Below are 20,558 nucleotides of genomic sequence, written 5' to 3' on the forward strand. Positions count from 1 at the left end.
GACGACGTCATTTTCGGTCAGGCGTACCCCTCAGCCGAGGCCGCGCCGGTAGCCCGCGTCGCTGCGTTGAATGCTGGCCTGCCCGTCACGGTCGGCGGTCTGCAGGTCGACCGGCGCTGCGGCAGTGGTCTGCAGGCTGTTCTCGACGCCGCCATGCAGGTACAGACCGGCGTGAGCGACCTGCTGATCGCTGGCGGCGTCGATGTGATGAGCCAGGCTCCGCTGTACACCGTCGATTCCCGTTGGGGCTTGGCCGGAACCGCCGGCGTGCTGCTGCGCGACGCCCTCGGCCGAGGCCGCGAAACGGCCGGCGGCCGCAACTATCCGGTGCCAGGCGGCATGCTCGAAACCGCCGAGAACCTGCGCCGCGACTATTCCCTCGACCGGGTCGAGCAAGACGAGCTCGCCGCCCGATCACAGCGCCGCGCCCTCGTCGCCGTCGCCGACGGCCGCTTCCTCGACGAGATCGTGCCGGTCACCGTGCCGGGACGCAAGGGCCCCGTGGTCGTCTCCGCCGACGAGACCCCCCGCGAAACGACGCTCGAGGCCCTCGCCGGCCTGAAGCCGATCATGGGAAGATCGGATGCCGCAGCCACCGTCACCGCCGGAAACGCCAGTGGGCAAAACGACGCGGCCGCCGCGTGCATCGTGACTACCCCGGAGCGGGCCGCCGCGCTCGGCCTGGTGCCGCTGGTGCGCCTCGCGGCATGGGCCCGCGCCGGCGTCGGACCCTCGCGCATGGGCCTCGGCCCGGTGCCCGCCACGAAACTCGCGCTCGAACGCGCCGGGCTCACCCTCGCCGACATGGACCTGATCGAACTCAACGAGGCCTTCGCCGCGCAGGTGCTCGCCGTCTCCCGGGAGTGGAACTTCACCCCGGAAGACTGGGCCCGCACCAACGTCAACGGCTCCGGGATCTCGCTCGGTCACCCGGTTGGCGCGACGGGCGCTCGCATCCTCGCCACCGCCAGCCGCCACCTGCAGCGCACCAACGGCCGGTACCTGCTCGAAACCATGTGTATCGGCGGCGGGCAGGGTCTCGCAGCGGTCTTCGAGCGCGCATAACAGCATCCGTCGCGAGGGCGGTGCCAGCTTCTCCCCATCCCGAGAGTTTGCACTACCGACCCGAGACTCTCGGCCCGAAAATCGCGAAGAATAACCTGAATCTCACGGCTCGGCGAAGAACGGGTACCCAGACGCACGGCTCGGCGAGCGGATGGCCGAGGACGAACGCTATTGAAACGCGGAGATGCCGGTGATGGCCCGGCCGACCACGAGGGTGTTGACCTCGTAGCTGCCCTCATAGGTATAGAGCGCTTCGGCGTCGGCGAAGACGCGGGCCATTCCGTAGTCTGTGGAGATGCCGTTGCCGCCGAGCACCGAGCGGCCGAGCGCCACGGACTCCCGCATGCGGGCGCTGCAGGAGGCTTTCGCCATCGCGGCGTGCTCAGGCCGCAGCGTGCCGGCCTGCTGCAACTGGGCGATGCGCACCATCAGGCCCAGCGAGGTGGTCGCGTTCTCCAGGATGCGCACGAGCTTCTCCTGCACCAGTTGAAACGACGCGATCGGCTTGCCGAACTGCCGGCGTTCGAGCGCGTAGCGCAACGCGTAGTCGTAAGCGGCGAACTGCAGCCCAACGCTCTGCCAACCGACCCAGACCCTCGAATTCGTGAGCAGACGGTTCGTGTCGCGAAAGCTCGTGGCGCCGGGCAGGCGATCGCGCTCGGCGACCACGACGTTGTCGAGGGTGATCGTGGCGTTCTGCACGATGCGCAGGGCGATCTTGTTCTCGATCGCCTCGGCGGTGAACCCAGCCAGGGCCGCACTGACGATGAAGCCCTTAATCTGGTCGTCGGCGGTGTCGCGCGCCCAGATGAGTACGTTGGCGGCGAAGGTTCCGCTGCCGATCCACCGTTTGACGCCGTTCAGGGTCCACGAGGAGCCGGTGCGGGTGGCCGTCGTCTCCATGTTGCGCGAGACATCGGAGCCGTGGTTTGGCTCGGTGAGCGCGAAAGCGCCGATTTTGCGCAGGGAGAGGGCATCGGCCAGGTAGCGTTCACGCTGATCGTCGGTGCCGAGCTGCGCAATGGCCGCCGCGAACAAGCCGCTGTGCACGCCGACGAAGGTGGAGATGGAGGCATCCACTCGGGAAAGTTCGAGGGTCATAAACCCGTGCAGCAGGTAGTTATTGCCGCGCGCGCACAGGTCAACGAGGTTGAGGGCGGCGAGAGCGGGGATGACCTCGAACGGAAACGTGGCGTTGTTCCAGTGTTCGGCGATGATGGGGCGCACGTCGCGCTCGAACACCGTGCGAGCGTTGGTGAGTAACTGCTGCTCCTCGGGAGTGAGGAGGTCCTGGTAGGAGAGGAAGTCGGCCGTGGGCCCGGTGAAGAATTCGGGGCTCGGTGCGTCCATATCGGTGCTGCCGGTTTGCGTGCTGTCAACGACAATGCTCATGGCTGGTCCTCTCTGACCTGGTACCCCTGAATTCTGCGCCAATGCGTGGAATTGCGCAATCTCTTGCAATAAAATCGTGCATAGTGCGGGTCGTGGGGTAAGGGTTACCTCCCAGATTGCTCTCAATGCACAAATGGGTTCGCGCTATCTGCCGAGGTAACGTCAGGCCTCAACTCGGCGAAGGCGGGTCGGAGAGTGAGCGCAGGCGGGTGCGGGGCTAACGCGTGGCGGACGTGTTCATGGTGAGCACGTCGGTTCCGTCCAGGTCATGCAGGGCGAGGGCTACGGTCACGACGCCGAGCGTGCCGAGCGATTCAACGTGGGTGCCGCCGCACGGGATACCTACGCTCGCTCCCGGCAGTTCGCAGACCCAGTAACGGCGATCGGTGAGCCGGTCGCCGTCGCGCTCGATCCGCACCGCGGCATCCCCTGTTGTCCATTCGAAGAGGGTTGCGTTGACGGTCGCGGTGATTGACTCGATCGCCTGGGCGAAGCCCTCGACGGAGAAGCCCTTCTTACGCAGCGACTTGCCGAGACGGTAGGTGTCGACGGAGGCGTTCTGGCCGATCAGCGACTCGTGGATGGCGAGAGCGTCGAAGTCGGGGTGGCCGAGGGCGTCGGGCCGTATCTCTTTCTTCCAGCGGTCGGCAAGGGCGCCGTTGAGGGCGAGCGCGGCCAGGTGGCAGCTGGTGTGCCCGGCGCTCGTGGCATCGCGCAGGCTTTCGTCGACCTCGACGGTGACCGTGTCGCCGGCGGAGAGTCCTGCCGCATCGACCACGTGCACCACGACGAAGGCCCAGCCGGGCGTTCCCTTGGCCACCGGAATGTCGTCGCCGATGTACAGCGCCGACCCATCGGTGGCTCCCACGATGCAATCCTCGACCGGCCAGAACGCGGCGCCGTGGTGCAGCAGGGCCAGATCGGGGCCCTGGTCGGGCCAGCCCGCATCGACCGGATGCACGCAGGTCACGTCGAGCAGCACGGCGAAGCGTCCGTCGCGCAGCGGCTCGGAGTGCACCACGATCGCCTGGGTGTCGACGGCGCCGCTCGGGTAGAGCACGCGGGTGTCGTCGGTGGGCAGGGTCATGGCTGGTCCTTTCAAACGGATGTTCTGTGGCGAGAAAAAAGGTGCCGCCACGATCGTGGCGGCACCTCACGTGCTTGCTGCTCCAGTGCATGGTACTGAATCAGTACCGAGAAGATGCAGAACCTAGCTCTTGCGGGCCCGAGAAGCGGTCTCTTCAGACTTGGCCTTCTTGTCGGCCCTCTTTTCCTTGAGGGACTTGTCGGCAACCTTCTTGGTTGCATCCTTTTTCGGTGATTTGTCAGCCATTATGTACTCCTTTGCGCCGAGCCGTAGGGCCCCGTCACCTTGAGAATACGCGGGTTTAGTGCAAACGGCATCTCCGTCCCCGACCGGGGAGCTGAACTGCAGAACACGGCACGAGTCGCCCTGTGCATGACAGCCGGTGTGTCGTATGCTGTCGCTGCACTGAACCCCTACCTCGTCGAAAGGTCACCGTCATGAGCCACAGCGCCACCTACCGGGCAGTACTCTTTGGTCCGAACCCGATTGCCGCCGGAACAGAGGTAGAGCTGGAATATACCGACGGTGCCTACCAGGACGTGATCGTGCTCGAGGCGGTCGAAGACACCGAGACCATCAGCCGCACCTACAAGCGCGGTCGCGAGACCGAAGAGCCCATCCCGTACCGCTTCGTCGAAGAAGACGTGGCCGAAGTCGACGGCGAGGCCGACGTTCCCAACTGACCGGTCGCATTGACCTCGGTACGTCGCGGCGGCGTCCGTTCGCCACCGTACCGAGGTCCGTATCGGGGTCCGTACCGAGGGCCCTGGCCAGGGCTGTTAGATGCGCTTGGTGGAATCCCGGCCGAGCCGCACCGGCAGAGCCATGAGCGGGCCGACGAAGCGTCGCTGCAGCCGGCGGGCCGGTCCCCACACGATCTGAACGACGTACTGTGACAGCAGGGCACCGGCCGCCAGGGCCATCGCGATACCCGCCGCTGTGAGCAGGGAGAGCAACCCGTTGATGTCGCCCTCCGAGAGCATGAGCAGCCCACGGAACAGGGTGAGTCCCGGCACCAGCGGCACGAGAGCCGTGACCATGATGACCAGCGGCGGGGTGCGCACGATGCGGGCGGTGACTGCGGCCAGCAGCCCGACGCCGAGGGCGCTCGCCGCCGAGGCCCACACCAGTCCGAATCCGCCGGCCAAGGCCGCGACGAACAGAAATTCGGCGAGGGCACCGAGCACGCAGACCACCCAGACCGCGCGCCACGGCACCTGCACGGCGAGCGCAAAGCCGATCACGATCACAATCGCTGCCACGAGCAGCACCGGCAGAACGCCCAGCGTCACAATCGGGTTCGAATCGATTTCAAGCAGCAGCCCGAACCGGGCCAAAAAGAGCGCGGAGCCGGACACCCCGGTGACCAGACCGGCAGTGATGAGCAGGGCCTCCACCATTCGGGCGGTGCCGGTGAGGTAAAACCCCGAGAGTGTGTCATGCACGGCGCCGAACGTGGTCACGCCGGCCAGGAGCATGATGATGGTCGCGACGACCACGAGCGAGGGATTCGCCGTGGGGTCGATCAGCCCGACGATCGCGGCGACGATCGGGCCGATCGCGCCCCCGACGACGGTCTGATAGAACAGCGGAACCTGGCGGTGGTCCAGCACCGAGGTGATCCAGTCGATGATCCAGGTGGCGATGAACGCGGCGATGATCACGGTGGGTCCGGCGCCGATGAGCACGGCGGCGCCCGTTCCGACCAGGCTCCAGCCGATGCGGCGCCACTGCTTGGGCACCTGCGGCTTCGAGCTCACGATCGTCGCCAGAATTTTTCGGGCTTCGGCGACCTCGATCGGCTTCTCGATGATGTCGGCGATGAGCTCCGACGTCGCGGTGAGCTTGGAATAGTCGAGAGTGCGGTACTTCACGTTGCGGCTGCGGATGATCGACTCGTGTGTAAACGCATCTTCCTGCGTCAGCGTGATGGTCGTGTGCGTGATATTCGCGTCGGTGCCCTTGAGCCCATACGCGCGGGTCAGCGCGATCATGGCGGCGGTCGCATCTTCGGCGCCGGCGCCGGCGGTGAAGATCACCTCGGCGAGGCGCATGGTGAGGTCGAGCACCGCCCGGGTGTAGCCGGCGTGGTCGAGGGAGATGGCGGTGGTTTTGCTAAAACTCATGAGGTGCGCACATCGAGGGGTCCCAAAACGGATGCTGCGGCGGTTGCGTGCGCGGAGTCCGCGTCGGAGGGGTGGAAGAAGCCCGCGAGCACGTCGCGGTAGAGCCGCGCCAGTTCGGAGCTTGCGGTGTAGGCGGAGCCGCCGACGACCTGCACGGCGGTGTCGACGACAAACTTGGCGTTCTGGATGGCCCGATACTTGAGCCCGGACAGCTGGGCGAACCAGGCGGGCCCGACTTCCCAGGTCTGCTCGTCGACCGCGCGCGCGAGGGCGTCGATCTGCGGGTAGATGCCGTCCATCGCGATGACGAGGTCGCCCACGCGCCAGCGTGCCACCGGATCCTGTGCGTGCGTGCGCCCGTCGTTCTTGCGTGACGTGCGCTGATGCGCCGCCAGGGCCGCGAGTTCGAGCGCGCGCTGGCCGATTCCGGTATAGACGGCACTGAGCAGAATTTCAAAGTTGGCGAAGATGCCGGCCACCAGCGGGTCGCCGTTCGGGCCAACCGGCAGCCGCCGCACGACCCGATCGGGGCCCGCCAGCGCACCGTCGAGCAGGGTGCTCTGGCTCTGGCTGGCACGCATGCCGAGGGTGTCCCAGTCATCTTTCGAGCGGATGCCGGCATCCGCTCGGTCGAGAAAAGCCCAGACGATCAAGGGTGCGGTCGGGTCCGAGCAGTCCAGACCGAGGGTGCCGAGCCTGGTCCAGACGGGGGAGAGGGAGGTGAAAACCTTGGTGCCGGTGAACCGGTAGCCGCCGCCGGGCTGGGGTCGGGCATCCGTGGTTGAACCGAACAGAACGAGGTCGTTGCCGGGTTCGCTCACGCCGAAGCCGAAGATTTCGCCGCGGCCGGCTTCCTCGAGCAGAAAATCGAGCGAGTGGTCGCCCTGAGCGTGCAGGCTCGCGGCGACGCCGGTCCAGATGAGGTGCATGTTCACGGCGAGGGCGGTGGCCGGGGCGTGCGCGGCGAGCCGCGTCTGCGCGCGCGCGGTCTGCTGCAGGGTGCGGCCGAGCCCGCCGAATTCTGCGGGCACGAGGGAGCGCAGGTAACCGGCCGCGACGAGCTCGTCGAGGTCGTCGGTGAAGAAAGTGTTGGCCTGGTCGTACCCGGCGGCCCGCGAGCGGATGCCCGCCAGCAGCTCCGCCGGCAGGAGATGGTCGGTCTGTGCCGGTGTTCTCACCGCCGCCTTTTCGTCGCCTCTGGGTACAAGAACGGACGCCGCCGGAAGCGTTTCGGGCAGGGCTGGGGCAGGGGAAAACTCGGTCACGTGGACAAGCCTATGCAGCCTTGCGCCGGCGCGCGAACACCCGAACGATCAGAGACACAATTGCTCCCAAAATCGCCAGCACGACTAGCCAGGGCAGCGCCACGCCGAGGGCAACCAGCACGCCGCCGAGCGCGGTCACGAGCGCGGTCCAGCCGGTGACGATTCCACTCCAGAAGTTATCGGGGCCGCCCGGCGCGACGGTGCCCTCCGCGACCAGCTCCAGCTGCACGGTCGAGTAGTCGATCTGGTCGGCAAGGAGGTCGCGCTGGGACTGCAGACTTTCACGCTCACCCTGCCGACTCGACAGCGCACTTTCGATGCTGATCAGGTCGGTCGTGCTCGTGGCTGAGGCCATCAACGCGAGCAGTCGGTCGACCGAGGTTGTCAGCGCGGTGATCCGGGCGTCGAGGTCCTGGCTTTGCTGGGTGACGTCCTGCGCGGTGAGCGTGACGAAGTTGAGCCGGCCGAGCGTCTTCAACTCGGCGAGGGTGCGGTCGAGTTCGTCAGAGGGAATGCGCAGGGAGAGATTCGCGCTCGCCGGTTGAATCCCGGTGGCCGGGTTCTCGCTGCGACTGTCCACCCGTCCGCCGGCTTGTTCGGTGATCGTGACGGCCGACTCGCTCGCCGCGACCGGGTCGGTGGCCGTGATCGAGAGGGATCCGGTGGTGACGACGTCGCGGTTCGCGGTGTTCACGTCGCTGGTGGTGCCGGTGACGCGGTCCTCGGCAACGCGGTCGCCCTCGGCCGGAACGACGCCGCCGGAGCTGCTCCCCGACGAATCGGTGCTCACCGAGTCGCTGGAACCCGTGCACCCGGCCAACAGCACAGCCGTCAGCACAGCCGTCAGCAGAACCGCGGTCACACCCCAAGTTCGTCTCATGACTCACCGTACCGGCGCGCATGCGGCCACTGTCTGGAGGCAGTCTGGGAGTCGGATCACAATTGAGACTCGATGGCTGACCGCACAGTGCGGGTCGACGGTTCACCCCGCCGATCCGGTGCAGCAGACGATAATTACGTATGACCTGGTGGATGGAGCGGATGCGCAAGGCGCGTCGGTCGCGCCCGCCGCTGTTGCATATCGCAACGGATTCCGGCACCGGCCCGGTCGTGATTCTGGTGCACGGTATCGCGTCGTCGTCGGTCACCTTTTACGCGGTCATCCCGCTGCTGACTCCGCACCACCGGGTGATCGCGGTCGACATTCTCGGGTTCGGGCAGTCGCCGGCACCGGACGGATGCGAATACCGGCTGGAGGATCACGTCGGGGCCTTGGCCGCGACCATCCGCTCTCTGAAGTTGCGCGAGCCGTTTGTGCTCGTCGGCCACTCGCTTGGCAGCCTGATCAGCACGCGCTACGCGGCGATGGAGCGACAGGGCCTCGTCGCGACATTCTGGCGGCGTCTGGCCGGGCGCGGCGCGGTGTCGCGCATGGTCTTGGTCGGTCCGCCGGTCTACGTCTCACCGGGCGACATCGGCGATCCGCGGGTCAAGGCGCGGGTCAGCGCATACCTGCGCGCCTGCGACTTTCTGCGCGCGAACAAGGAATTCACGCTCGCCAACGCCGCGATCCTGTCGCGCCTGCTGCCCAAGGGCATCTTCGAACTGACCGAGAAGACCTGGACGCCGTTCATCAGGTCGATGGAGCACTGCATTGAATCGCAGACCGTGGTGAGCGACATTGCGAGCCTCACGGTGCCGGTCGACGTGATCTACGGAGCGCTCGACGCGTTCATCGCGCAGGGCAGCATGACCATTATCGAGCGGATGCGCCACGTCACCATGCACCGCGTCGAGGCCAACGACCACATCATTCGCAAACGGCTGGCCCGCGTGCTCGTGAAGGTCATCGACAGCTGATCTACCCGGTCGGGTACGTCATGTTCGTGAGTTCCTCCGAGATCGACCAGAGGCGGCGGCCATCCGCTTCATCGAGCGATCGCGGCGGCAACTTGGCGGGAGCGGGGGCGCCGGTGAGTTCGCCGAATCCGCCGGGTCCGTAATAGCCGCCGCCGGCCGCCGCCGGGCTCGTGGCCGCGTAGAGGGCCGGCAGGATGCCCTGGTCGATCTGCTGCCAGATCCAGCCGATACGGTGCGAGGCCGCGTTAGCGGCGAGAAAAACCCGGGCCGACGCGCCTTTGTGTGTGGGGCCGGTGATCTGCAGGTTGGTGACGGTCGCGCCCGGGTGTGCGGCGACGCTGCGCACGCCCCAAGCGCCGGCGATGCTGCGCCGGTTGAGTTCCCGAGCGAACATGAGCGTGGCGAGTTTGGAGAGTCCGTAGGCGCGGTGCGCCCGGTAGCGCAGGCCTTGCAGATCGTCGAAGTCGAGGCGCCCGGTGCGGGCGATCAGGCTCGAGAGGCTCACGACCCGGCTCGTTCCGGCTGCGCGCAGCAGCGGTAGGAGGTGGGCGGTGAGCGCGAAATGGCCGAGGTGGTTGGTGCCGAATTGCAGCTCAAACCCGTCTTCGGTTTCGTCGCGAACCGGCGGCATCATGAGTCCGGCGTTGTTGAGCAGAATGTCGATCGGGCGCGCCTCGCGCACGAGCTCGTCGCTGAAATCGGTGACGCTGGAGAGCGAGGCCAGATCGAGATGACGGATGGTGAGGGTCGACTCCGGGGTCTGCTCGCGAATGCGCGCCACGGCCTCGGCGCCCTTCTCCTCGTTGCGCACGGCGAGAATGACCTCGGCGCCCGCCCGCGCGAGGCGCCCGGTGAGACCGAATCCGAGGCCGCTGTTGGCCCCGGTGACGACGGCGACCTTGCCGTGCAGGTCGGGAATCTGGATGTCGGGGAGCGGTCTGTTGGTTCTGGCTCGGGTGGTCTTCGGCATGGGGCTCCCGGTTTGTCGTGGTGCTCCATCCAACCCGGTCGGCTTGGGGAAGTCACGCGGCGTCCCGCGGTCCGGGGCGGATTCACGGTTGTGGTGTGGCGCCCTCGCCAGCGGGTCGATCACAGGGGCGACCGTGTCCGGGCGGTGCAGCCAGACGTTTGCCGGGTTTCTCACGGTCCGTTCAGAGCGGCTCCGATATGCTGGGCGGGCGGTTGTAGTTCACACCCGCTACCGGCATCGAGGAGCTTGTTCGTATGACTTTAATCGAGGAATTCCTTATGCCTGGCGGCGGCACGAGCATAAACACCCTGCCCAAGGTGTCGCTGCACGACCATCTGGACGGCGGCCTGCGCCCGCAGTCCATCATCGAACTAGCCGATGCCATCGGGTTCGGGCTGCCCACAACGGATGCCGACGCGCTCGGTGAATGGTTTTCCGACCAGTCCAATGCCGGCTCGCTCGTGGAATACCTCAAGACCTTTGACGTCACCACCGCTGTTATGCAAACCCGCGAGGGCCTCAGCCGGGTCGCCCGCGAATTCGTCGAGGACCTCGCCGACGACGGCGTCATCTACGGCGAGATTCGTTGGGCTCCCGAGCAGCATCTGGCCCGCGGCCTCACCCTCAACGAGGTCGTCGAGGCCGTGCAGGACGGCATCGAAGCGGGCATCGAGAACGTCGAGCAGTCGGGCCGCAGCATCCGCATCGGCCAGCTCATCACCGCCATGCGCCATGCGAACCGCGGCCTCGAAATCGCCGAACTCGCCGTGCGTTACCGTTTCGACGGTGTCGTCGGCTTCGACATCGCCGGCGCTGAGGCCGGCTTCCCTGCCGGCAATCACAGCGCCGCCTTCGACCTGCTGGCGCGCGAATTCATGCCGGTCACCGTGCATGCCGGCGAGGCGGACGGCCTCGACAGTATCCGCGGCGCCCTGTTCGACGGCCGCGCGCTGCGCCTCGGCCACGGTGTACGTCTGGCTGAAGACGTCACCATCGAACGCCAGGACGACGACAACACCTTCGTCACCCTGGGCCCGGTGGCCCAGTGGGTGCGTGACCGCGAGATCACGCTCGAACTGAGCCCCTCCTCGAACCTGCAGACCGGAGCGGTCGCCGCCTGGGGCGAGGAACTCTTCGACCACCCGTTCGACCTGCTCTACCAGCTCGGGTTCAAGGTCACAGTCAACACCGACAATCGTCTGATGAGCGACACGACCCTCACCCAGGAACTCGCCCTGCTCTCCGACGCCTTCGGCTACGACCTCGGCGACCTCGAGACCTTCCAGCTCAACGCGGCCCACGCTGCGTTCCTGCCGCTGGAAGACCGCGAAGAACTCGTCGAGGCCATCGAAGCGGGCTTTGGCGAGGCCTGATCTCACCAGCACGACCCCACTTATCCGAAAGTGATCATGCCACTCCCGCACCTCCCGCTTGACGCCATCACAATCGGCGCGCACGTCGACGACTGGCCGACCGCCATTTCGGCCGCCGGTGACGCCCTCGTGCGCTCCGGTGCTGCGACCTCCGCGTACACCGAACGCATGATCGCGGTGATTCGCGAATTTGGCGCCTACATCGTCATCGCGCCCGGACTGGCGCTGGCCCATGCCCGCCCCGGAGCGGATGTCCTCGCCGACGGCCTCTGCGTGGTCACCCTCGCCGAGCCGGTCGCCTTCGGGCACCCACACAACGACCCGGTCAGCGTGATCGTCGGCCTGGCCGTGGCCGGCGCAGACGACCACCTGCAGTTCGTCGCCGAACTCGCCAACGTGTTCAACGACCCCGCGGTGATTCCAGCCCTGGTCGGCGCGACCACCGCCGAGTTCGTGCAGAGCGTGTTCGGACAGACCGCCTGATGAAGATCGTCGTGATGTGCGGCGTCGGCCTGGGTACCTCGGCCATCCTCAAGGTCAACGCCGAGCGCGCCCTGGAACGCCTCGACATCCAGGCGAGCGTGCAGGCCACGGATGTCGCCGGCGTGCGTGCCGCCGCGGCCGACGCCCAGGTCATTCTGACGTCGTCGGAGCTCGTCGACGCGATCGGCAAGACCAATGCCGACGTCATCGTCATCAACAACTACTTCGACCTCGACGAACTCGTCGCCAAACTTGAGATCTCGCTCGGATCCTAACCGCGTCGCCGGGCCGTGGGCCCGCCCGCCCGTGCGGAAGCGCGCTCCAGAGTCGCGCCAACTCACCGGTCCGCGCAGGGGACGGCCAGCCCCTACGCGATCAGGGCGCGCATGCCACGGTCGAGTTCGTCGAGGGCGGCCTGCGCGGCTGAACGACGCTCCACCAGGGTACCGACCGTGCAGCGGGTGTCGATGTACACCTTGAGCTTGGGTTCGGTTCCGCTCGGGCGCACCATCACACGTGATCCGTCGGTCAGGCGGATGCGCAAGACGTCACTCGGGGGCAGGTCACCAAACCCCCACCGAAAGTCATCGATCTCGTCAACCCGAATGCGGCCCACGTGCGTCGGCGGGGACTCCCGCAGCCGAGTCATGACCAGCGCAATGGTCGACAGTTCACTCACCCGCACCGAGATCTGCCCCGACGCGAAGTGTCCGAACTTCTCACTGAACAGGTCGAGATAGCCGGCGAGGGTCTTCCCCTCCGACTTGAGGTCGCTCACGAGCGAGAGCAGCACGACGGCGGCCGAGATGCCGTCCTTGTCGCGCACGGTGTCCGGGTTGACCAGGTAGCCGAGGGCCTCTTCGAAGCCGTAGATGAGGTCCGGCACCCGGGACACCCATTTGAACCCGGTGAGGGTTTCTACGAAACGCAGGCCGTAGGCATCCGCTACCGCGTGCAGCGCCGGCGACGACACGATCGAGCAGGCGAGCGTGCCGGTGTTCTCCGCGCGGCCGCCGTCGGTGTCGCCGTCGGGCGATGCGGCCAGCGCGGCGGCGCGCCAGCCGAGGATGGCGCCGACCTCGTTGCCGCTGAGGCGGCGGTATCCGCTCGCGCTGGACAGGTCGGGGATGGCGACGGCGAGGCGGTCGGCATCCGGATCATTGGCGATGATGAGCTCGGCGCTCACCTCGCGCGCGGTCTCGTAGGCGAGATCCATCGCGCCGGGTTCTTCCGGGTTCGGAAATGCCACGGTGGGGAAGGCGGCGTCCGGGGCGATCTGCGCGTCGACGAGGGTCGGCAGGTCGAATCCGGCCTTTTCGAGCACCCGGCGGGTGGTGTCCCAGCCGACGCCGTGCATGGCGGTGTACACCGCATTCACCTGCGCACGCGGTGTGTGGGCGAGGCCCGCGGTCTGAATGATGTAGGCCTGCACGACGTCTTCGTCGGCTGTTTCGTAACTGCCACGCGGCAGGTGCGGCACGTGCTCGTCGGCAGCCACACGCAGAATCTCGTCCGAGATGGCCTTATCGTCGGGGGAGACGATCTGGGCGCCGTTATTCGCGCCGCCCAGATAGACCTTGTATCCGTTGTCGTTGGGCGGGTTGTGCGAGGCCGTCACCATCACGCCGCAGCTCGCGTCAAGGTGTCGCACCGCGAAGGCAAGTACCGGCGTGGGAAGCAGACGCGGCAGGAGGATGGCGCGCACCCCGGCGCCGGCCATGAGCGCCGCCGTGTCCGTCGCAAAGATCTGCGAGTTCTTGCGTCCGTCGTAGCCGATGACCACCGACGGCGTCACGCCCGGCGCGGCATGACGCCGCAGGTAGGTGGCCAGGCCGGCCGCAGTCTGCGAGACCAGCACGCGGTTCATCCGGTTCGGTCCGGCAGCGATTTCGCCGCGCAGCCCGGCTGTGCCGAAGGCGAGCCGGGTGTCGAACCGTGAGTGCAGGTTGGAGAGGGCCACGGTGTCGCCGTCGTCGACGGCGTTGATGAGTGCGCGCAGCTGCGCTTGCGTCTCCGGGTCGGGATCCTGATTCAGCCAGGCCCGCGCGGCCTGCAGCAGCGCCGCGGTACGGTCGGTCGCAGTGTCCGAGGTCTTCGGGGTCTCCTGCGCGACCGGCGCGGTAGCAAGGTCGACGACGTCATCATCCACAACACCATCCGCGTTGCCGTCGGGCGTGATCGTTTGAATGGCCATCGTCGCTTCGTCGAGGTCGTCGTCGTTGTTCTGCACGATGGTCTCCCTGTTCTCCCTGGCAACCGTCGGCTCGGAGCCGGCGTCGTCGCTGTCCGGCACGATCGGCAGGGCGCGGGTGGGAGTGCGGATCTCGTCGGCCGCATCGGCGTCGGTGACGTCGTGCGCGATATTCGGGGTGGCCGGCAAGGCGTCATCCGCTGGTGGGCCGGAATGACGACCACCGGTGCGTTTTTCGGGCCGCTCGTCGCTCTCGTCGTGACGGTCGCTGCCGGTCACAGGGCAGCCACGATCCGCGCGAGGAGCGCGCTGATCACCGGTTCGGCCAGCGTGCCGGCCTCGATGACCTCGCCGTGACTGAGCGGTGTGGTCTGGATGCCGGCGGCGAGGTTGGTGATGAGCGAGAGGCCCAGAACCTCCATGCCGGCCTGCCGGGCGGCGATGGCCTCGAGCGCGGTCGACATGCCCACGATGTGGCCGCCGATGGCCTTGGCCATCTGCACCTCGGCCGGCGTCTCATAGTGCGGCCCGCGAAACTGGCAGTACACACCCTCGTCGAGGGTCGGGTCGATTCCGCGCGCGAGATCGCGCAGCCGCTTCGAGTACAAGTCGGTCAGGTCGACGAAGGTCGCGCCCTCAAGCGGGGAATCAAAGGTCAGGTTGATGTGGTCGCTGATCAGCACGGGGGTGCCCGGCTTCCAGGACTCACGGATTCCGCCGGCCCCGTTGGTCAGGATCATCGTCGTCGCTCCGGCCGCCGCCGCCGTGCGCACACTGTGCACGACCCGGCGCACGCCGTGGCCCTCGTAGTAATGCGTGCGGGCGCCGATCACGAGCGCGCGCTTACCGCCGGGCAACAAAATCGAGCGCAGCGTACCCGCGTGGCCGGCCAGTGCGGGAGCGCTGAACCCGGTGATGTCCGCGGCGGACACGGTGTGCGTCGTCTCGCCGATCAGGTCGGCGGCCTTGGCCCAGCCGCTGCCGAGTGTGAGAGCAATGTCGTGCCGGGGTACTCCCGTGATGCCGGCGATCTCCGCGGCGGCCGACCGTGCAGCCTCAAACGGATCTGTTTCGGGCAGGTCTAACGGGTTGATCTCGTTCGTGAACATTTCACTACTCTAGAACCCCCGCCAACGGCACGGAGATTCTGTGCGAATTCTGCTCATCGGCGCGCCGAGCGGCCGCCCTGATGGCCATTCGGCTCGATTTCGTCTTTTTCGAAGGACAGACTGGTCTGCCCGGCCGCTTGCGCGGTTTGGCGGGGGCTGCGTGGGTTGAGAGAATGGAGTACATGGCCTATGAGTTCGAACGCAAGCAGCGCATTGTAGTTTTAGGCGGTGGGCCCGGTGGATACGAAGCGGCCATCGCTGGAGCACAACAGGGTGCCGATGTCACTCTCATCGAGAGCGTCGGTGTCGGCGGTTCCGCGGTGATAACGGATGTCGTCCCCTCCAAATCCCTCATCGCGACGGCCGAGGCCGCGAACTCGATCGGAGAAGCCACCGATCTGGGTGTGCAGTTCTTCGTGCGCGGCGACACCGGAAAACCGCTGCGCCCGGAAGTGGCCATCAACCTGGCCGCCGTGAACAAACGCCTGCTTGCCCTCGCCCGCCAGCAGTCCGAAGATATGAAGGCGACGCTCATTCGGGCCGGCGTGCGCTACGTGCAGGGCCACGGACGTCTCGACGGCACCTCCGGCATCATCGTCGCCACCTCGGGTGACGCGACCGCCACCGACTTCGACCGCATCGACGCCGACACCCTCGTTGTCTCGGTGGGAGCGAGCCCGCGCGTGCTGGCCTCTGCGATGCCCGACGGTGAACGCATTCTCACCTGGACCCAGCTCTACAACCTCAAGGCTATTCCGGAACACCTCATCGTGGTCGGCTCCGGTGTCACCGGTGCCGAGTTCGCCTCGGCCTACCGCGCCCTGGGCGCGGAGGTCACCCTCATCTCCAGCCGCGACCAGGTTCTGCCCGGTGAAGACGCCGACGCCGCCAACGTGATCGAGAACGTCTTCAAGCGCAACGGCATGACCGTGCTCTCCAAGTCGCGGGCCTCCTCGGTCGAACGCACCACAACCGGCGTCGTCGCCGTCCTCGAAGACGGCCGCACGGTCGAGGGCAGCCACTGCCTCATCGCCGTCGGCTCCATTCCCAACACCGCCAACATCGGCCTTGAACAGGCCGGTGTCCAGGTCACCGACTCCGGGCATATCCAGGTCAACCGGGTTGCCCGCACCTCGATTCCAAACATTTATGCGGCCGGGGACTGCACGACCGAGATCCCGCTGGCATCGGTGGCGTCGATGATGGGTCGCACCGCGGTGTTCCACGCGATGGGCGACACCGTCAATCCGATCGAGATCCGTAACGTGGCCGCGAACATCTTCACCCAGCCCGAAATCGCGACCGTCGGCTATACCCAGAAGCAGATCGAAGACGGACTCGCCCAGGGTGAGATCTACAAGCTTCCGCTCTCGTCGAACCCGCGGGCCAAGATGATGGGGATCAAGGACGGCTTCGTCAAGCTGTTCGCCCGCACCGGCAGTGGCACGGTTATCGGCGGCGTCATCGTGGCCCCGAAAGCCAGCGAGCTCATTTTTCCGCTCGCGCTCGCGGTGGAGCATCGGCTCACCGTCGACGAGGTCGCGCGCACGTTCCCGGTCTACCCCTCGCTCACCGGATCGATTACCGATGCGGCCCGGGCGATGCACGTCGTGCTGTAGAAGAAGTTGTCGGGGTGGGCCGCGCGAACGGGTCATCCGCTGCTCGCTCAGGCAGTGCGGAAAACCCGCCCCGACGGCAGGTCACCTACCGGGTGTCGTGGGCCTAGACGGCGTCGGAGACCGTCAGTAGCACCGAGCCGGAGGAGACCGTCTCGCCGACGACGGCACTGACGTTACCGACGGTGCCGTCACGGTGGGCGACGAGCGGCTGCTCCATCTTCATGGCCTCGAGAACGAGCAGCAGGTCGCCCTTGATGACCGTGTCGCCCGCGGCAACGAGCAGCTTCACAATGGTCGCCTGCATCGGCGCCTTGATGGCGTCTCCGGTGGCCGTGTCGACGGCCGTCAGGCCGCCGCGGCGCCGCGGCGCTGGACCGACCGAACGGGCGCTCGCGCCGCCGGGCAGCAGCCGGGTGGGCAGGGTCACCTCGATGCGGCGTCCCTCCACCTCAACGACGATGCTGTGCCTTTTCTGCGGCCCCGTGGTGTCTTCCATGCTGCCGGTCCACGGTTCGATGTCGTTGTCGAACTCGGTTTCGATCCAACGGGTGAAGACGGTGAACGGCTTGCCGTCGGTCGGCGCGAACGCGGGATCCCGCACGACCTTCCGGTGAAAGGGCAGCACGGTTGGCAAGCCGGCCACCTCGAACTCGTCGAGTGCTCGACGTGAGCGCTCGAGGGCCTCTTCACGGGTCGCGCCGGTGACGATGAGCTTGGCGATGAGCGAGTCGAACGATCCGCTGATCACATCGCCGGACTGCACGCCGGTGTCGACGCGCACGCCGGGGCCCCCCGAGGGTTTGAACACGTGCACCGGGCCGGGTGCTGGCAGGAAGCCGCGGCCGGCATCCTCGCCGTTGATGCGAAATTCAAAGGAGTGAGCGGATGCGACCGGGTCGCCATAGGTCAGCTCGCCACCCTCGGCGAGGCGGAACTGTTCGCGTACCAGGTCGATGCCGGTGACCTCTTCGGAGACGGTGTGCTCAACCTGCAGGCGGGTATTGACCTCGAGGAACGACACCGTCCCGTCTTGGCCGATGAGAAACTCGCAAGTGCCGGCCCCGAGATAGCCGACCTCCTTCAAAATGGCCTTGGACGCCCGGTACATTTCCGTCGTCTGGGCTTCGGTCAGGAACGGCGCGGGCGCCTCCTCGACGAGCTTCTGGTGCCGGCGCTGCAGCGAGCAGTCGCGCGTCGACACGACGACGACGTTGCCGTACATGTCGGCAAGGCACTGGGTCTCAACGTGGCGGGGGGAATCGAGGTACTTCTCGACGAAGCATTCGCCGCGGCCGAAGGCGGTGATGGCCTCGCGGGTGGCGGAGTCGAACATCTCGGCAACCTCGTCACGGGTACGGGCAACCTTGAGGCCACGTCCGCCGCCACCGAAGGCGGCCTTGATCGCCACGGGCAGGCCGTGCACATCGACGAAGGCGAGCACCTCGGCCGCGTCAATGCAGGGGTTGAGGGTGCCGGGCGCCATCGGAGCGTTGACCTTTTCGGCGATATGCCGCGCGGAGACCTTATCGCCGAGTTGCTCGATCGCCTCGGGTGACGGCCCGATCCAGGTGAGTCCGGCGCCGATCACGGCGCGGGCGAAGTCCGCGTTCTCGGCGAGAAAGCCATAGCCGGGGTGCACGGCATCCGCGCCGCACCGCCGGGCAATCGAGAGAATCTTGTCGATGACGAGGTAGGTTTCTCCGCCGCTGGTGCCGTCGAGTCCGTACGCCTCGTCAGCGAGACGGGCGTGCAGGGAATCGCGGTCCTGGTCGGCGTAGACGGCAACAGAGAGAATTCCACTGTCCTTCGCGGCACGGATGACCCGAACGGCGATCTCGCCTCGGTTGGCGATGAGGACCTTCGTTATGAGTGACACAGTCACTTAGCCTATTGCCCACCGTCCTCTCCCTTTTGGTTCTGTCCCACAAAAGGCCCGGCAGAATATTGCGGATGCCTACAATTACAGCGCTCCCGGGCGATTCCACAGGGTGGGCCACTCGTGTCCCAGCCCGCGCACCAGGCGCCGCAGCGTCGGCAGCGACAAACCAACGACGGTCGACGGATCGCCGACAATGCTCGTGATAAAGGGAGCGCCCAGGCTGTCGATCGTGAACGCACCCGCCACGTACAGGGGTTCACCGGTGGCGACATAGGCGTCGAGCTCAGCGTCGTCGAGATCGTCGGCAAAGGTCACCTCGGCCTCAGCGACCGCGCCGATCGCCCGGCCGGGTACGCCCTCCTCGACCTCGATCAGCCAGTGGCCGGAATACAGTGTGCCGGTGCGCCCGCGCTGGCGCTCCCACCGCTCCCGCGCAGTCTGGGCCGTGTGCGGTTTGCCGTAAATGACGCCATCGAGCACGAACACCGAGTCGCCGCCCAGCAGCAGCCCGTTTAGCGGCTCCGTCAGTAGAGCGGATGCCGCCGCCTCCGCCTTCGCGCGCGCCAGCAACTCCACGAGAACGCGCGGCTCCAACGCATCGCCGCGCGACGCTTCGGTCTCGGCGACGACCCGCGCCTCGTCGACGGCGGGGTCGATCAGCACCGGTTCGATGCCGGCCGCCCGCAGCAGGGCGAGTCGGGCGGGAGACGTGGAGGCCAAGTAGAGGCGCATGCTTTCCTTCGTAAACGGGAGGGGAGCATCCATTCAAGCAGGCCAGAACGGGCAGTCGCGAAGCGGTGTGGGATCATCAAGAGATGAGCAACACGAGTTCCCAGCCCCAGGCCCCCGACCCGACCCCGTCTGCGAGCGTCGGTGACGAGCTCGAGCTGGACATCACCAACGTCGCGCACGGCGGAATCTTCGTCGCCCGCCACGAAGGTCGCGTGATTTTCGTCAGTGATACCCTGCCCGGCGAACGGGTGCGAGCCCGCCTCACCGAGGCCAATCACAAAAGCTTCTGGCGCGCGGAAACGGTCGCCGTCATCGACGCCGCCGGCGAACGGCAGCCGCACATCTGGAGCGCGGCATCCGTTGATCGCGCACCGGAAGACCGCGCCGGCGGCGCCGAGTTCGGCCACATCGAACTCAGTTTTCAGCGCGAACTCAAGCGTCAGGTTCTCGCCGACGCGCTGCAGCGCATGGCCGGTCTGGACACATCCGTTGTGGTTGAGCCGGTCGCGGTCAGCCCGAAAGCCAGCCCCGGCGATGCGATGGACGGCACCGGATGGCGCACCAGGGTGAGCCTGCACGTGGCAGCCGACGGAACCATCGGCCCGTACGCCGCGCGCAGTCATCGGGTGATTCCCATCGATGACCTGCCGCTCGCCGAGCACGAGCTCGAACTGCGCGCCCCGCTCGACACGCTCTTTCACAACGCGGCGAAAGTCGACCTGGTCGCGCCGAGCAAGGGCGACGTGCAGGTGCTCGTCTCGGCCAAAGATGCCAACGGCAAGCCCAAGAAGGTGCCGCACGGTCTCATTCACGAGATCGTCGCCGACCGCGAGTTCGAACTGGACCGGTCGGGCTTCTGGCAGGTGCACTCGATGGCCGCCGACACCCTGTACCACGCGGTGCAGAACATCATCGATCCCGCCATGTTCGACCCGCGCGCCTCCAACCTCGACCTCTACGGCGGTGTCGGCCTGCTCGCCGCGGCCGTCGGCGACAAGTTCGGCCAGTCGACCCGCATCACCTCGGTAGAAAGCGACCCCGAGGCGGTGGCTTTCGCTGCCCGCAACCTCAAGGAATGGGCCGGCGCCACCGCCGAGGCCGACCGCGTCGACCGCTTTCTGCAGCGCCTGCTGCGAGAAGCGGATGCTGCGGAGCGTGCCCGGCTCACCGCTGCCACCGTCGTACTCGACCCGCCGCGCTCCGGAGCGGGCAAGGTCGTCGTTGACCAGCTGGTCGCCCTCGCTCCGCAACAAATCGTCTACGTGGCCTGCGACCCGGTCGCCCTGGCCCGCGACGTCGCGCTGTTCCAGAAACAGGGATACCAGCTGCGCACACTGCGCGCCTTTGACCTGTTTCCTAATACTCATCACGTCGAAGCCGTCGCTTTGCTGTGTAAATAGCTATCGT

19 protein-coding genes are annotated in these 20,558 nt (G+C 66.9%); 8 read left to right on the forward strand and 11 right to left on the reverse strand.

The genetic code is table 11. The annotated features are described in order from the left end of the window. Positions 1–1,065, forward strand: a 1,065-nt coding sequence (locus E3N85_RS08945; protein ID WP_134462355.1) for an acetyl-CoA C-acetyltransferase, incomplete at its 5' end; no start/stop codon positions are given. Positions 1,066–1,233: 168 nt separating this feature from the next. Here E3N85_RS08945 and E3N85_RS08950 read toward each other — a convergent pair. The 3 genes from E3N85_RS08950 to E3N85_RS16970 form a co-directional block, all read right to left on the reverse strand. Next, positions 1,234–2,457 (reverse strand): acyl-CoA dehydrogenase family protein, encoded by a 1,224-nt coding sequence (locus tag E3N85_RS08950; protein ID WP_370289181.1) that lies wholly within the window; start codon positions 2,455–2,457, stop codon positions 1,234–1,236. Positions 2,458–2,674: 217 nt separating this feature from the next. Next, positions 2,675–3,544 (reverse strand): metal-dependent hydrolase, encoded by an 870-nt coding sequence (locus E3N85_RS08955; RefSeq protein WP_134462358.1) that lies wholly within the window; start codon positions 3,542–3,544, stop codon positions 2,675–2,677. A 123-nt stretch (positions 3,545–3,667) separates the two neighbouring features. Next, complete coding sequence (locus E3N85_RS16970) at positions 3,668–3,790, reverse strand: hypothetical protein (protein WP_255408738.1); 123 nt, start codon at positions 3,788–3,790, stop codon at positions 3,668–3,670. A 191-nt stretch (positions 3,791–3,981) separates the two neighbouring features. Here E3N85_RS16970 and E3N85_RS08960 point away from each other — a divergent pair, with 191 nt between their 5' ends. Beyond that, positions 3,982–4,227 carry a hypothetical protein gene (locus tag E3N85_RS08960; protein ID WP_134462361.1) on the forward strand — a complete coding sequence of 82 codons (246 nt, stop codon included), beginning with the start codon at positions 3,982–3,984 and terminating at the stop codon, positions 4,225–4,227. A gap of 96 nt (positions 4,228–4,323) precedes the next feature. Here the strand turns inward: E3N85_RS08960 and E3N85_RS08965 are convergent, their stop codons facing one another. From E3N85_RS08965 to E3N85_RS08975, 3 genes are all read right to left on the reverse strand, one after another. After that, positions 4,324–5,670, reverse strand: coding sequence for a threonine/serine exporter ThrE family protein (locus tag E3N85_RS08965; RefSeq protein ID WP_134462364.1), 1,347 nt, complete (start codon positions 5,668–5,670; stop codon positions 4,324–4,326). Beyond that, the gene (locus E3N85_RS08970) at positions 5,667–6,848 is read right to left on the reverse strand and encodes an acyl-CoA dehydrogenase family protein (protein ID WP_134462542.1); all 1,182 of its coding nucleotides are present in this window, start codon (positions 6,846–6,848) and stop codon (positions 5,667–5,669) included. The genes E3N85_RS08965 and E3N85_RS08970 overlap by 4 nt, the downstream gene beginning before the upstream one ends. A gap of 97 nt (positions 6,849–6,945) precedes the next feature. Then, positions 6,946–7,815: a DUF4349 domain-containing protein gene (locus tag E3N85_RS08975; RefSeq protein ID WP_134462367.1), complete on the reverse strand. Its 870-nt coding sequence runs from the start codon at positions 7,813–7,815 to the stop codon at positions 6,946–6,948. A 140-nt stretch (positions 7,816–7,955) separates the two neighbouring features. Here E3N85_RS08975 and E3N85_RS08980 point away from each other — a divergent pair, with 140 nt between their 5' ends. Next, positions 7,956–8,795, forward strand: coding sequence for an alpha/beta fold hydrolase (locus tag E3N85_RS08980; protein ID WP_134462370.1), 840 nt, complete (start codon positions 7,956–7,958; stop codon positions 8,793–8,795). Between the two features lies 1 nt (position 8,796). Here the strand turns inward: E3N85_RS08980 and E3N85_RS08985 are convergent, their stop codons facing one another. Continuing rightward, positions 8,797–9,765: an SDR family oxidoreductase gene (locus E3N85_RS08985; RefSeq protein WP_134462373.1), complete on the reverse strand. Its 969-nt coding sequence runs from the start codon at positions 9,763–9,765 to the stop codon at positions 8,797–8,799. A gap of 254 nt (positions 9,766–10,019) precedes the next feature. Here E3N85_RS08985 and E3N85_RS08990 point away from each other — a divergent pair, with 254 nt between their 5' ends. From E3N85_RS08990 to E3N85_RS09000, 3 genes are read left to right on the forward strand one after another with little or no spacing between them, the layout of a single operon-like run. After that, on the forward strand, positions 10,020–11,138 hold the full coding sequence (locus E3N85_RS08990) for an adenosine deaminase (RefSeq protein WP_134462376.1): 1,119 nt from the start codon (positions 10,020–10,022) through the stop codon (positions 11,136–11,138). A 36-nt stretch (positions 11,139–11,174) separates the two neighbouring features. Next, on the forward strand, positions 11,175–11,621 hold the full coding sequence (locus tag E3N85_RS08995) for a PTS sugar transporter subunit IIA (RefSeq protein ID WP_134462379.1): 447 nt from the start codon (positions 11,175–11,177) through the stop codon (positions 11,619–11,621). Further along, positions 11,621–11,896, forward strand: coding sequence for a PTS sugar transporter subunit IIB (locus tag E3N85_RS09000; protein WP_134462382.1), 276 nt, complete (start codon positions 11,621–11,623; stop codon positions 11,894–11,896). The genes E3N85_RS08995 and E3N85_RS09000 overlap by 1 nt, the downstream gene beginning before the upstream one ends. A 92-nt stretch (positions 11,897–11,988) precedes the next feature. Here E3N85_RS09000 and E3N85_RS09005 read toward each other — a convergent pair whose 3' ends face one another. Then, positions 11,989–14,091: a phospho-sugar mutase gene (locus tag E3N85_RS09005; RefSeq protein ID WP_241978404.1), complete on the reverse strand. Its 2,103-nt coding sequence runs from the start codon at positions 14,089–14,091 to the stop codon at positions 11,989–11,991. Continuing rightward, positions 14,088–14,921, reverse strand: a complete 834-nt coding sequence (locus E3N85_RS09010) for a purine-nucleoside phosphorylase (protein WP_134462385.1) — start codon at positions 14,919–14,921, stop codon at positions 14,088–14,090. The genes E3N85_RS09005 and E3N85_RS09010 overlap by 4 nt, the downstream gene beginning before the upstream one ends. Before the next feature lie 182 nt (positions 14,922–15,103). On the opposite strand from E3N85_RS09010, the gene E3N85_RS09015 reads away from it, so the two are divergent. Then, on the forward strand, positions 15,104–16,540 hold the full coding sequence (locus E3N85_RS09015) for an NAD(P)H-quinone dehydrogenase (protein ID WP_134462388.1): 1,437 nt from the start codon (positions 15,104–15,106) through the stop codon (positions 16,538–16,540). Between the two features lie 103 nt (positions 16,541–16,643). Here the strand turns inward: E3N85_RS09015 and E3N85_RS09020 are convergent, their stop codons facing one another. Together E3N85_RS09020 and E3N85_RS09025 are read right to left on the reverse strand one after the other, a co-directional pair. Then, a complete protein-coding gene (locus E3N85_RS09020) occupies positions 16,644–18,416 on the reverse strand; it encodes a biotin carboxylase N-terminal domain-containing protein (RefSeq protein ID WP_134462391.1) in 1,773 nt (590 codons plus the stop codon). Positions 18,417–18,500: 84 nt separating this feature from the next. After that, complete coding sequence (locus E3N85_RS09025; RefSeq protein ID WP_134462546.1) at positions 18,501–19,151, reverse strand: nucleoside triphosphate pyrophosphatase; 651 nt, start codon at positions 19,149–19,151, stop codon at positions 18,501–18,503. A gap of 83 nt (positions 19,152–19,234) precedes the next feature. Between E3N85_RS09025 and E3N85_RS09030 the strand changes: the two genes are divergently transcribed. Further along, positions 19,235–20,551 (forward strand): class I SAM-dependent RNA methyltransferase, encoded by a 1,317-nt coding sequence (locus E3N85_RS09030; protein WP_134462394.1) that lies wholly within the window; start codon positions 19,235–19,237, stop codon positions 20,549–20,551. The last annotated feature ends 7 nt before the right edge of the window (positions 20,552–20,558 follow it).

This window comes from Cryobacterium sp. Hz9 (assembly GCF_004402825.1).
In the GTDB taxonomy this organism is placed as follows: domain Bacteria; phylum Actinomycetota; class Actinomycetes; order Actinomycetales; family Microbacteriaceae; genus Cryobacterium; species Cryobacterium gelidum.